General features: G+C 33.0%; 10 protein-coding genes. 4 read left to right on the top strand and 6 right to left on the bottom strand.

The window, feature by feature from the left end:
- A partial coding sequence (locus CHB81_RS02260; protein WP_141130349.1) for an integrase core domain-containing protein occupies positions 1-289 on the top strand: 289 nt, incomplete at its 5' end.
- Positions 290-338: 49 nt separating this feature from the next.
- On the opposite strand, the gene CHB81_RS02255 is transcribed toward CHB81_RS02260, so the two are convergent.
- Positions 339-758 carry a CBS domain-containing protein gene (locus CHB81_RS02255; protein ID WP_089350251.1) on the bottom strand — a complete coding sequence of 140 codons (420 nt, stop codon included), beginning with the start codon at positions 756-758 and terminating at the stop codon, positions 339-341.
- Between the two features lie 229 nt (positions 759-987).
- Here CHB81_RS02255 and rbfA point away from each other — a divergent pair, with 229 nt between their 5' ends.
- The 3 genes from rbfA to CHB81_RS02240 all read left to right on the top strand — a co-directional run bounded on the left by rbfA (position 988) and on the right by CHB81_RS02240 (position 4,180).
- A complete protein-coding gene (rbfA, locus tag CHB81_RS02250; RefSeq protein WP_042564857.1) occupies positions 988-1,380 on the top strand; it encodes a 30S ribosome-binding factor RbfA in 393 nt (130 codons plus the stop codon).
- Between the two features lies 1 nt (position 1,381).
- Positions 1,382-2,581, top strand: coding sequence for an ABC transporter permease (locus CHB81_RS02245; protein WP_089350250.1), 1,200 nt, complete (start codon positions 1,382-1,384; stop codon positions 2,579-2,581).
- 171 nt (positions 2,582-2,752) lie between these two features.
- The gene (locus CHB81_RS02240; RefSeq protein ID WP_089350249.1) at positions 2,753-4,180 is read left to right on the top strand and encodes an MATE family efflux transporter; all 1,428 of its coding nucleotides are present in this window, start codon (positions 2,753-2,755) and stop codon (positions 4,178-4,180) included.
- Between the two features lie 93 nt (positions 4,181-4,273).
- Here the strand turns inward: CHB81_RS02240 and dusB are convergent, their stop codons facing one another.
- The 5 genes from dusB to CHB81_RS02215 all read right to left on the bottom strand — a co-directional run bounded on the left by dusB (position 4,274) and on the right by CHB81_RS02215 (position 13,581).
- On the bottom strand, positions 4,274-5,266 hold the full coding sequence (gene dusB, locus CHB81_RS02235; RefSeq protein WP_089350248.1) for a tRNA dihydrouridine synthase DusB: 993 nt from the start codon (positions 5,264-5,266) through the stop codon (positions 4,274-4,276).
- A 150-nt stretch (positions 5,267-5,416) separates the two neighbouring features.
- On the bottom strand, positions 5,417-6,706 hold the full coding sequence (locus CHB81_RS02230) for a phenylacetate--CoA ligase family protein (RefSeq protein ID WP_089350247.1): 1,290 nt from the start codon (positions 6,704-6,706) through the stop codon (positions 5,417-5,419).
- Entirely contained in the window at positions 6,703-8,370 is a 1,668-nt protein-coding gene (locus tag CHB81_RS02225) for a C45 family peptidase (RefSeq protein WP_089350246.1), read from the bottom strand. The genes CHB81_RS02230 and CHB81_RS02225 overlap by 4 nt, the downstream gene beginning before the upstream one ends.
- 8 nt (positions 8,371-8,378) lie before the next feature.
- Complete coding sequence (locus tag CHB81_RS02220) at positions 8,379-9,899, bottom strand: NAD(P)/FAD-dependent oxidoreductase (protein WP_089350245.1); 1,521 nt, start codon at positions 9,897-9,899, stop codon at positions 8,379-8,381.
- A gap of 1 nt (position 9,900) precedes the next feature.
- Entirely contained in the window at positions 9,901-13,581 is a 3,681-nt protein-coding gene (locus tag CHB81_RS02215) for a 1-acyl-sn-glycerol-3-phosphate acyltransferase (protein WP_089350244.1), read from the bottom strand.
- Positions 13,582-13,586 lie beyond the last annotated feature (5 nt).

The following is a 13,586-nucleotide window of genomic DNA, read 5'->3' as shown; positions in this document are numbered from 1 at the left end:
CAAAAATAAAGTCTTATGCAGTATGACCCAAAACTCAGACCCGTATGAAAATGCCGTAGCAGAAAGAATTAATGGAATTTTAAAACAAGAATTTATGATCGATAAATATCATCAAAAAATAAAAATTACAAAACAAATTATAAAAGAATCGATCAATATTTACAATGAACAAAGACCACATTATTCTAATCATATGCTAACACCAAATCAAATGCATTGTCAAAATCAAATCCAAATAAGAACCTATAAAAACAAAAACAGTTGCAAGAACGTTCTTGCAACTGTTTAATTAATTATTTTTATCTAATAATCAGTGTCGTTTTTTTAGGACGAGACATTTAATCATATTGTTCTAGAAAGTATTTCACGACATCTGTAGTAGTAACAATACCTTTTAATTCTCCATTATCTACAACAGGTAAAGCATGGAATTCTTCTTTCACAAAAATTTCGGCTAAATCTCTTATAATAGTATCCGATGAAACAGTTTTAGGTCTTGAAGTCATTACCTGAGAAATAGTTAACATATCCAGAATAGCTTCATCTGCGCCTTCCTGACCTTCAAATAAAGCGCCAAAAGTTAACCGGTTTATGTCTGTACGGCTAATAATACCAACTACTTCTTTGCCTTTAATAATAGGAATGTGGCGAATTGAATTTTGTTTTAGCGTCTCTACTACTTTTCTAAGATTATCATTCTCGTTTACAGTAATTACGGTTTTAGTCATGATATGACTGATTGGTTCTCTCTTTTTCATAATAAATGTGTTGTTATATTTCTATCAAATATGTAGAATAAATCTGATGAAAAACATGACTTTTATCATTGGCTAAATCAAGAAGAAATGATAAACTAATGATCTGGTTGTTGGATATTTATTAGAAAAAGCATTTAAAATTGAACAAAAGTGAGTTAGAATGCAAAAATGATCCTATTGTTCATTTGAAATTGTATTGATTGAAATTTAAAAATAGTATTTTTGCATTATGGAAACAAATAGACAGAAAAAAATAGGCGGTGTCATCCAAAAAGATTTGGTTGATATTTTGCAAGGTGAAGTGCGAAAAAACGGAATTAGTAATTTGGTAATTTCGGTATCCAAGGTTAGTGTTACTTCAGATTTATCTGTGGCAACAGTGTATTTAAGCATTTTTCCTCAAGATAAAGCAAAAGAAACTTTAGAAGGTATAAAATCAAACACAACCTTAATTAAACATGATTTATCTCAGCGCGTGCGTTTGCAATTGCGTCGTGTACCAAATTTGGTGTTTTTTATCGATGACTCTTTAGATTACATTGAAAAAATTGACAACGCTTTATCAAACAGAGAAAACCCAATCGAAAACCGTGATCTTTTAGAAAAAAGAAGAAAATCATAAATTGAATTTCCCCCTTTACATAGCCAAACGTTATATTTTTAGCAGAAGTAAAAACAATGCTATAAATATTATTAATCGCATTGCCAGCATGGGAATTATTGTTGGCACAATGGCTTTGTTTGTAGTTTTGTCTGTTTTTAGCGGACTAAAAGTATTCAGTCTTTCTTTCACCAATGAAATAGATCCGGATCTAAAAATTACCAGTACTTTAGGTAAATCTTTTTTGATTACGCTGGATCAGGAAAGTCAGATTAAAAAAATTGACGGTATAGTTTCATACACCAAAATTATTGAAGAACGTGTTTTGTTTTTGTTTAAAGACAAACAAAAAGTAACGTATCTAAAAGGTGTTGACAGTAATTATGCTGTCGTTAACGATATCAAGAAGAAACTTTTTAACGGACAATGGCTAAAAGCGGATACCTATCAGGTTGTTATAGGATATGGGATTTCTCGCGATTTTTCTTTAGGAATTCTTGATTTCGAAAATCCACTGCAAATATTTGCTCCTAAACCAGGAAAAGGAACTATTGAAAATCCTGAAGAAGCATTTAATAAAACAGATGTTTTACCAGTTGGAGTTTATTCTATCAGCGAAGATTTGGATTCGAAATATGTGTTTGCCGATCTGGGTTTAGCTCAGGAATTATTGATGTACAAACCCAATCAGATTTCCGGAGTCGAATTTAATTTGAAAGATAATGCAGATGAAGCTGCTATTGATGCAAAACTTAAAGTAATCTTTCAAAATAAAATCACAATTAGAAACAGAGCACAGCTTAATGAGTCTTTGTATAAAATGCTTAACACCGAAAATATTGCCGTTTATCTGATTTTTACTTTAGTAATTATTGTAGCACTTTTTAACTTGATTGGAGCTTTAATAATGATGATTTTAGAGAAAAAAGGAAACCTAAAAACCCTTTTTAATCTTGGAACAGAAATCAACCATTTGCGAAAAATATTTTTGCTTCAGGGAACTTTATTAAGTGTTTTTGGAGGTTTGATCGGACTTCTTCTGGGAATCATTTTGGTAGTCCTGCAACAAAAATATGAAATGATTATGCTCACACCAACGTTGGCTTATCCGGTAGTTTTTACCGTGGAAAATGTACTTATCGTTATGGGAACAATTGTTTCTCTTGGTTTTGTTGCATCATTGATTGCCAGTAGCCGAGTAAGTAAAAAGCTGTTAGATTAGTATTTCTACTCAAAAAATATTACCTATATTTATCGTCTCAAAAATCTACAGCATATGATTGTTTCTGCCTAATCCTATTTTATTTTTCAAATAATTAGGATACTTACGTTTATTTTTCTTCAGTTCAGATTATTATATCTGGACTAATTTTATCATTTATCCTAATATATCATGACAGAAACTATTATAAAGAAAAGTCTATTTTCTAAAATTTTTACCACATTAAAACAAGCAATCAAAGGAGATGAATCTTTTGATTATACCGCCGGAAGCATCAAAAAAGCCGTTATTCTATTAGCCATTCCAATGGTTTTAGAAATGATGATGGAATCGGTTTTTGCCTTAGTCGACCTATATTTCGTAGGGCACCTTGAGCACAGTAGTTTTGCTATTCAAACCGTTGGATTAACAGAATCTGTACTTGCTATTATATATTCATTAGCGATAGGGATGAGCATGGCAGCAACTGCAGTTGTAGCCAGACGAATTGGTGAAAAAGATCCCGTTGCTGCTTCAAAAGCAGGAATGCAGGCTATTCTTGTTGCATGCGTTATCAACAGTATTATGAGTGTTTTTGGAGTTATATACGCCAAAGACATTCTATTGTTTATGGGTGCATCTGTAGATGCTGCTGAACACGGTTATCGATTTACACAAATTATGATTGGTTCAAGTTTGTGTATTATGCTTTTATTTTTAATAAACGGAATATTTCGTGGAGCAGGAAATGCTGCAATTGCCATGAAAAGTCTTTGGTTGGCCAATATTTGCAACATTATTTTATGTCCAATATTAATTAATGGATTTGGTCCAATTCCAGCCTTCGGATTAATTGGTGCAGCTTTGGCTACTACTTTAGGAAGAAGTATTGGAGTATTATACCAAGTCTATCATTTGTTTTCAGGAAATGGAGTTTTGAAGATTAAGATCTCTTATTTTATCCCTGATTTTAAACAGATAAAAGCATTGGTAAAAATTGCAGCTCCGGGAATTTTACAATTTGTAATTGCATCTTGCAGCTGGATTTTTTTGGCACAGTTAGTTGCTACAACCGGTGGAGATCATGGTTCAGCAGGTTATCAGACAGCTTTGAGAATTATGATGTTTTTTATACTTCCGGCTTGGGGATTAAGTAATGCAGCAGCAACTTTGGTTGGGCAAAACTTAGGAGCAAAACAAATCGAACGTGCCGAAAAATCAGTATACACAACCGCAAAATACAATGTCATTTTTATGGCAAGTATTATGGTGATTACCTTAGGTTTTGGTCAATATATTATTTCATTTTTTACCAATGATGAAATGGTGAAAGTCATCGCAGTCGAAGCTTTACAAATTATGAGCATCGGATTTATTTTCTACGGAATAGGGATGGTTTTGATTAACACTTTCAATGGAGCAGGAGATACCTGGACACCAACGGGAATTAATTTCTTTGGGTTTTGGTTGTTTCAAATTCCGCTTGCTTATGTATTAGCCAAACATTTTAATATGGGACCAACAGGTGTTTTCATTGCAATTCCGGTTGCTGAAACCGCTATTACACTCGCAGGGATTTTCTTTTACAAAAGAGGAAAGTGGAAACGTGTTCAGGTTTAGTTTATAATAAAGAAAGACCTTCAAATTTGAAGGTCTTTTTTTGTATTAAAGATCTTTGTCAAAGTTTCAAACTTTGACAAAGATTATGTTATTTTAAGCAAACTCATATCCTGCATAAACCTGTTCAATTTCTTTCATGATATTGAATAAATCTTCAGGTGCATCAGTTGTAACCAGTTTTTGTTTGAATTCTTTAAAAGAGTGAATTCCTTTAAAATAATTGGTATAATGACGACGCATTTCAACAATTCCTAAACGTTCACCTTTCCATTCCATCGACCACATTAAATGGTTTCTTGCGGCTTCTACACGATCAACAACGGTTGGAGCAGGTAAATGTTCTCCGGTTTTAAAATAATGCTTGATTTCGTTAAAAATCCACGGATAACCAATTGCGGCACGACCAATCATGATTCCGTCAATGCCGTATTCATTTTTATATTTTAATGCTTTTTCAGGACTGTCGATATCGCCATTTCCAAAAATAGGCATTGTAATTCTAGGATTGTTTTTTACACGAGCAATATGAGACCAATCGGCATGGCCTTTATACATTTGAGCACGAGTTCTGGCGTGAATCGTCAAAGCCTGAACACCAATATCTTGTAACCTTTCAGCAACTTCATCAATATTAATAGAGTTGTCATCCCAACCTAAACGTGTTTTTACAGTAACTGGTAAATCGGTGCTTCTAATTACAGCTTTTGTTAAACGCACCATCAAATCAACATCTTTCAAAACTCCGGCTCCGGCACCTTTACAAACTACTTTTTTTACCGGACATCCAAAATTAATATCCACTAAATCTGGTTTTACTGTAGAAACAATTTTAGACGAAAGCGCCATTGCTTCTTCATCACCACCAAAAATCTGAATTCCAACGGGGCGTTCGTAATCAAAAATATCCAACTTCATTCTACTTTTAATAGCATCACGAATTAATCCTTCTGATGAAATAAATTCAGAATACATCATGTCAGCGCCATGCGTTTTGCATAATCTGCGAAACGGTGGATCGCTCACATCTTCCATCGGTGCGAGTAATAAAGGAAATTCGGGTAATTCTATGTTGCCAATCTTGACCATCTTCAATATTTTTTGCAAAATTACAACATTTAGTTCAATTTGTACCAAATTGAGGTTCAAAGGTTCAGAGAGGCAAAGGTTCAAAGGTTTTTTATCAGGCTAATGAGAAAACCTTTGTTCCTCTGAACCTTTGTCGCTTTGTACCTAATATTAAGTTCTATAGTCAAAAAATCGAATTGGTTTTCGACTCATCGGATTAAAAACCAACGGATTCAAAGTTTCTTTTGAAGCAAATTCTATTTTTGGCGTTACTCTTAATTTCGCTCTAAAGTGGTCCTTTATTTCTTGTAAAAATTCAGGAGTTTGATTTTTTACGGCAATTTTTATCACGATTTCATCAGTTCCTAAATCGTTGGTAGAAATCTCTATGATATGATTTTCAATATTATCAAAACCACTCAAAACATCATTCATTGCAGGTGGGTAAAGCGTTGTACCTTTGTATTTTATCATTTGTTTTTTACGTCCAATTACCGGACCAACGCGCAAAGTATTTCTTCCACAAGCACAAGGCTCGTTATGAAGCTGAACAATATCTCCGGTTTTAAAGCGTAATAAAGGCATTGCCTCAATACCCAAAGTGGTAAAAGTCAATTCGCCAACTTCGCCATTTTTTACAGGAATATTATTCTCATCCAGAACTTCAACAATAATCAATTCGGGATGATGATGACCGCCAATTCCGTGTTCACATTCTGTAAAAGCTGTACTCATTTCTGTAGAAGCATAAGTTGAAAACAACTTAATATTCCATTTTTCGATAATTTTTTGAGATAAAGTATTCATCGAAAAATCTTCATTTCGCAAAGACTCTCCAATACAAATAGCGCCTTTTATGCTTGAATTATTATAATCAATTCCGTGAATTTCGGCATATTCTATTAATTTCAAAAGAAAAGAAGGAACCGTAATTAAATAAGAAGGTTTATATTTTAAAATAGAATCCCATTGCAATTCCGGAATTCCGGCACCAACTCGAATTACGCCAACTTTTAATTTTCGTAATCCAAGAAAATAGGCCAGTCCAGCCATAAATTTTCTGTCGATTGTAGTCATTAATTGTACTACATCGCCTTCTGCAATTCCGGCGCAGGCAAACGAAATTGCTTCATTATATGCCAATCGATCCAAATCAGAATCGGTTAAACCAAAAGTAACAGGATCGCCTAAAGTACCTGAAGTCGAGGCATAATCAATAATTTTATGTTGCGGAACACACAAAAAATCATCGTTGTATTCTTGTAAATCTTCTTTTGTGGTTACGGGTAAATGTTGTAAATCTTCGAGTGTTTTAACTTTTGAAAGATCAATATTTTGTCCTGCGAAAAGACGTTTGTAAAAAGGAGAATTTTGACTGATATACTGTAAAAGTTCGGCTAATTTTTGTTCTTGAAAAATTTTAATTTCTTCTAAAGAATTTTTTTCTATTGCTGGAATCATTGTAATTTTCTTTTGAGTTTTTTTAAATATTTTTCAATTTCTGCTTTATCAGGAACTGTTGTAATTTCTTTGGTCAGAGCTTTTTCAAAATTAGATTGAGCTAGCTGATATTCTTTTTTTTGATAAAAGTACAACCCTGCTTTGTAATACACAACCCAATAATCAGGGTTTAAGGATTGATAGTTCTGGATAAATTCCAGACTTATTGTTTCTTTCTTTTTTAGATACCAATCTATTTTATCGTTTTCAATTCTAAATTTTTGATAATTTGCGTAAGCCGTAGTTTTCAGAAAAGGATCTTTTGCAATATTGCGATTTTCTTCTTGAAATGAAATCACAGAACTTGTTTTTCTTTCTTTAAAAATAGAATCAAGATTATAGCAAACAAACTCACCTAATTGATATGGATTTGCCGAAACCCAAACTAATTTTTCTTTGGGCTCAAAGATAATTCCGTGATGCGCCATTAATTGATTTAGTGCTTTTTCGTTACCATAACCTAAGGAAATATTATGCAAACCTTCTTTATTACGTAAAATTTCGGAAGCAATTTTTGGATTGATTTTAGGGTTTTCTGCAAAAAGTTCTTCCATTCGTTCAAGGCGATATTCAGAATGACTATTAGCAATTTGAAGTTGATTTCGCTTTTCGTCTTTTAAATCCTCACCTTGAAAATGATTTGAACAAATTAACTGATCGCTGTTTGGAACATCATAAACATCCATTTTTTTGGGCGAAACTTCAATCAAAACGGCTTTGTTATCCTTCGCGCTTCCCACCATAATAGATTCTGAAACAAACACTTTTCTTTTTTTTGCGATTGCAATTGCTTCATCAATAGTTGCTGCGTGCTGCAAAATTTCGCGGGTCACAATTGAAATTGGCGTTTTTGCAATCATCGGAATTTTTGATTTTGAGGCATTAATCGTAATCGTCAAACCTTCCTGATTCATACCAGAAACCGCTCCAATCATTCCGGGCCAGGTAATCATCATAAATTTGTGACCCTCTTTTGGATTTATAAACGCAATGATTTTATTTTCCGCGAAAGCGTCACTTACATAAAAATCAAAATTACGCCCGAGGATTAAACTTCCGGTCTCGGATTTTTCTCCCCAAGCCGCAAAAGACGAGCAGCCAACCAAAGCCAGATCTTGCAAAGCGTGACCAATATCATGTGCGGCGTGCAAGTATAAACTTCGCTGATATTGTGGTGCAATGTTATCAAAATCATGTGAAGTATATTGTGAAACACCATAAATTTCCGATTGATATTCTGGAGTAACATTCGAATATAACTTCCGATTGTACCATTTTAGGAAATAACGCAACATTTTTTGCTCAAATTTTGAAGGAATTAAATCCTTTATTTTGGAGAAAAATATCTGCTCTTGTTTTTTAAGAAGTGAATCCGACAAAGCTCCGGTTGTTAATCCAAGTTGTAACGGATCGCCTTCGACATACAATTCCCAAAGACCTTGTTTGTTTTTTAAAAGTGAACTTTTTCCAGAGATAAATAAGTTTCCAGATTGTTTAATTACGATAGGTTTTATAGTATCATAATTAGAAATATCGGGCAGATGGCTCATTGATTTTGAGGTACCGCAAGAAGCGAGTATCAATAAAAAACCGATCGAAAGAAGGAAAGTAATTCGGTTTTTCATACGCACATTTATTCAGCAGAAACCTGATTAATTTTATTCACCAAATATTCTTTTCCAATAATTTCTGAACACGTTACAACAGCGCCAATAGTTACACCAAGAACGCCGTGCATGTTGATACTTTGACCGGTAAGATACAAATTGTCAAGTTTTGTTTTTGAAGGAATTAAGGTTTTCATAGGATTGTCTGAATCCTTAACATAACCATACATATTGCCATTGTGACCGCCAATATAATCACGATACGAAAGCGGAGTAGAGGTATGAATTGACCGAATACAATCTTTTATACCCGGAAATTTTAGTTCGACTTCATCAAGAAATTTAGCAGTTTTTCTCGATTTGAATTGCTCATAACTTTCTCCACGATCATTTTCTTCAACAGTTGTGTTAAAAGTATCAATCCAGGGCGCAACATCATCATACTTCATATAAGTAATAAAAGTCATTCCTTCGGCCCATATTTCCTGTTTTTTGGAGGCATTCATAGAAGCCATAAAAGCTTTTGGCCAAGAGTCTTCATCATAATCATGCGCATTCCAGACTTCGCTGCTTTTTTTAAAATGATAGTAATTATGATTCAGATATTTGAAAGTTTCAGGTTTAAAAACAATGTATAAACTAAAGGCTGAAATAACGCCTTCAAGACTCTGAATTCTGCTAAAAAAAGCTTTTCTGAAATTCTCTTCGCCAACAAGTTTCAGGGTAGCTTTTGGATCTATATTAGAGATGAAACGAGTTCCGGAAACGGTAGTTCCGTCTTTCATTTCTACGGATGTTACTTTGTTGTTTTCAACATTAAAACGAGTAACTTCTTTGTATTTATAAAACTCACCACCGTATTTTTTGAGCTGTTTTAAAAGTTGTTTCGTGATCTGACTTCCGCCGTTGATGCAGCGCCATGAACTTTGAATATACGAATTTACCGAAAGGGCATGAACGTAAAAAGGCGATTTATCCGGAATCCCTGCGTATAGAAAATTTGAGCCTGCCAAAACTGCTTTTAGTTTTTCATTTTCAGTAAAAGATTCGATAGTTTCTTTGGCGTTGAGCGCCAAAATTTCATTGTCATATTTCCCTTCCCAGTTTAAATTATAAAGTGGAAAAGAGTCGCAGATTGTTTTTAATTTTTCGCAATATGCTGCAATATTTGTTTTTTCATCAGGGAAATAAACACCCAATTGATCGACAAAATTTTCATAACCTTGTGCATGTGGATATTCGTTTTTATCATCTTCAAAAGAGATAATATCAAAACCGTTTTCATCTAATTTTTTTAGATTTAGTTGGTCTATAATACCAATATATTTAAAATATTGATGCAAATTTTGACCTTTTTCAAGGCCTCCGATGTAGTGAATTCCGGTATCAAAAATGGTTTTGTCTCGTACAAAAGTCTGTAGATTTCCGCCGTATTGATTGTTTTTTTCGAGCACACAAACGCTGTAACCTTCTTTTGCCAGAATAATAGACGATACTAAACCGCCCAAACCGCTGCCAATAATTACTACATCGTAATGCTCTTTCATACTAGTTTTTCTTTAATACGATTATAGAATTTTCATCAAAAAGACAATCAAAACCAAAGTTAATCAAAGTGGTTTTTAAATTAGAACTATTTATTAAAATAACACAAGAAGTCGTAGAAACGATTTTTTCAAGATCATTTTTATAACTTTCATCAGAGATTAAAACGACATCAAATTGATTTTCCAGAAGGATTTCGAGATTTTCCTCATAAAAGATTTTTCTTTTTTTAACGATATAATTGGTTTTAGAAATCTCGCGTTTTTCTTCGTCGGTATTGTATGAATGTATTCTTCGTTGTGGTTCCTGCAAGGCCAGTAATACATCTAGTTGTCCATAATCATTAGAGAAATGAGCTATTTTGGCTTTCGCCGAAATGTGCTGATTTAAGTGATGATAATTTTCAAGATTCTTTTTTAAATCATTTTTGACTCCTTTTACGACTTCAATTTCTTTGTAGTCGTAGCTATGAAGAAGCATTTTTTTGAAATATTTGGGGCCTTCTAATTCCTGACGGATTTTACAAAATTCAGTTTTAAAGAAAGCACTTATTTGTTTTGTTCTTTCGGCGTAGTTTTTTCCAAAAGACAGATTTTTTGGTGCAATTCTTTCTAAAATAGAAAGCGTAAGACTGCCGTCATGAATTACAAAATCACCCTTTGGAAGTGTTTCTGAAGCACCATGAATTAAAACCGGAAGAATGTCTAAATTGAATTCTTCGGCAAGATAAAAAGCACCTTTATGAAAACGTTTAATCTGATTACTTTCAGAACGAGTTCCTTCAGGAAAAATCATTAGTGAATAACCTTCGTTTACTTTTTGTCGTAAATGTTCAACACCTTCTTCAAGTCCTTCAGAAACGGGATAGAAACCGGCTTTTCTAACTGTAGCACCAAAAATAGGTGAATTATAAACCCAGTCATTTACCAGAAAAATAATTTTTGGACTCAACATTCCGATTGCTAAAATATCTAAAAATGAAGAATGATTGGCAATAATTATTGCAGGTTTTTCGAAATTTTCATTAAACTTATTGATGACTTTTTTATGAATAAATGGATTTGAATACAATACTGATTTCATGAATTTTGAAATGCAATATCTAAATCCTTTCATTTTTGTTTTTTCATTTAACGGAATTATCGGCATAATGATCAAACTGAAAAGAGACATTAAAATACCGCCAAGTCCGTAATAAGAAAAAGATAAAACACCATGTAAAAACGATCGTAACTCAAAAGGAGCATTTCCGTTTTTTGGTCGATTGGATAAGAATAATTTAAAGAGAATTGGGTAGAAAATAAATGTAATAATCAAGGCAGCAAAAACTCCAATTAACGAAACCGATGAAATGGATCGCAATGCTGGATGTTGTGCAAAAATCATGGCACCAATTCCTAAAATAGTCGTAATAACTGCCAGAATAATTGAAGTTCTGTAAATGGCAATTTCGTTTTTACCCGTTGTATATTCCTTTTGAAGTGCGCTCGTCATGAAAATACTAAAATCGACACCATGACCAAAAATTAAAGTGCAGACAATCATACTGAAAATATTCAGTTGAATACCAAAGATGCCCATAATTCCTGCCGTAACAATTCCCGTTAAGGCAATTGGAATACAACTTACGATGACTAATTCGACTCGTCTAAAAAAGAAAAACAGAATCAGGATTACAGCAACAAAAGAATAATTAACCAATGAATTAAAATCAGTTTTTAAAGTGCTGAAAAAAGTCTCGTTCATTTGCTGACGATCAATCGCAATCAGATTATTTTTGGCTGAAGCCGATTTTACAAAAGAATCACGTTGTTGCGGAGTCACTTTTACTAAAGTCGAAATCGTGAAAAATCCATTTTTTTCGGTTACAAATTCTTTCAGTTGTAAAGCCTGAATTTTTAAATAGTCTTCAGCTTTTATAGGTTTAAAATCAAAATCTAAATGATCAAAAAATAGCGAATATGTTGTGGGTTTAAATCCAAGTTTTGAACCTTCAGCAATTAATCCGGATTTTAAAAGTTGTTTTTTATTAGCATCCCAGAATGAATTCCATTTATCAATTTTCTGTTTTTGTTCCTTCTGCGAAAGCATAATTCCACCAACAGAACTGAAATTTAAGATTTTATCTTGTTGTTTTTCTTTTGATAAATCGGCAAAAAGCTGACTGTTGTTTTGCAAAACTTCCTCCATACTATTTCCGTATGAAGCCACATAAATAGTTTTTGAAGTTAAACTTGTACTTTCTTCGAGTTCTTTTTCGGCCGCTTTAATTTCTTTTGGAACAAAATTTAATTGCGATAAATCATTATTGAAGCCAACATTATTATAAGTAAAACAGCAAATAATCGTTATTAAAACGCAAAAACCAATTAGAATTTTATTGTTATGAAACGAGAAATGAGCCAGTTTATCAATGACATTTTTCTTGTGATCAAAATTGTTTTCTTTCGGTTTATATAAATGCGGAACTATTAAAAGCGAAAAAAATCCAGTTGCCATAACGATTACAGCAGCAAAAATTCCTAAGTCGTTCAACGCATCAGATTTTACAAAAAGCAAACATAAAAAGGCAACAGCAGTTGTTGAACTGCTCATAATTACAGGCATCGTAATGTCTTTGTACAAAGTTTTTACATCACTATTATGTTTGTAATGCGTTAGAATATGTATCGAATAATCGATTGTGATTCCTAATAGAATAGATCCAATTCCGAGTGAAATGGCTGAAATTTGTTCTTTTACAAAATATAAAAATGCCACGGCAAACAAAGCTCCAAATACGGTTGGTAGAAAAATAATTAGCGGAATTAATACCTTACGATAAAATAAAATCAGAATCAACATCAGCGTAATCATTGCGATAGTTGTTGTTAAAATAATATCGCTTTTAATTTGATTGGCATTGGCAACCGCAATCAAAGCCGAACCAAAATAACTAATCGAAGTTTTGGATTTAAATTTCTGATTTAGATTATCCTGAATTGATTTAAGTTTTTCGGCAAAAAGTGTGTTTTTTTCTGTTTCGCTCGAAGGAAGATTTGAGGTAATAAAAAGCAGTAATTTCTTTTTGTCCTTAGTCATTACAAAACCATTATCGAGCGTAAAATCGTCACCAATATTAAGTTGCTGTAATTTTTTAAGAGCAATAAAAGAAATCCCAAGCGGATCTTGCAGAATAAAATCTTTGGTGATAAATCCAGAAGGCGAAATAATCGATTTGTAATTTCCCTGAACAGTTGCAGCAATACTATCTTTTTGAAGCTTTTCCTGAATAGCTGCGTAATCTTTATTGTCTAGAAAAAGCGGTAAATTATTGTAAACAAAATCAATAGTTTCCTGAATATTTTCTTCGTCAACTTTTCCCTGAATTCCGGTTACGTAAGGTTTGCAGGATTTGGCAACGCTATCTGAAAAAGCAGTTGCCATTTCTTTTAAATCTTCGTCGGTTCCGTTTTTTTCGAGTTTGAAAATAACGGTAATTTTATCGGCAAAATTAAGTTGTTTGAGGACTTTTGACGTAACATCACTTTTATCGTTTGTTGGAATAAGTTTGGTAATGTCTTCTTCAAATTTAATTTGAGAAGCAAAAAAACCAAACGCAAAAAGCATCAGAATTGCCAATACAACCGAGAGAGATTTTCTTCGGTTTACAAACAAATGAATGGCGTAGAAATATTGATGCATAATTA

The sequence above is a fragment of the Flavobacterium sp. ov086 genome (genome assembly GCF_900187965.1).
Taxonomy (GTDB): domain Bacteria; phylum Bacteroidota; class Bacteroidia; order Flavobacteriales; family Flavobacteriaceae; genus Flavobacterium.
This window is presented reverse-complemented; position numbering and strand designations above follow the sequence as displayed.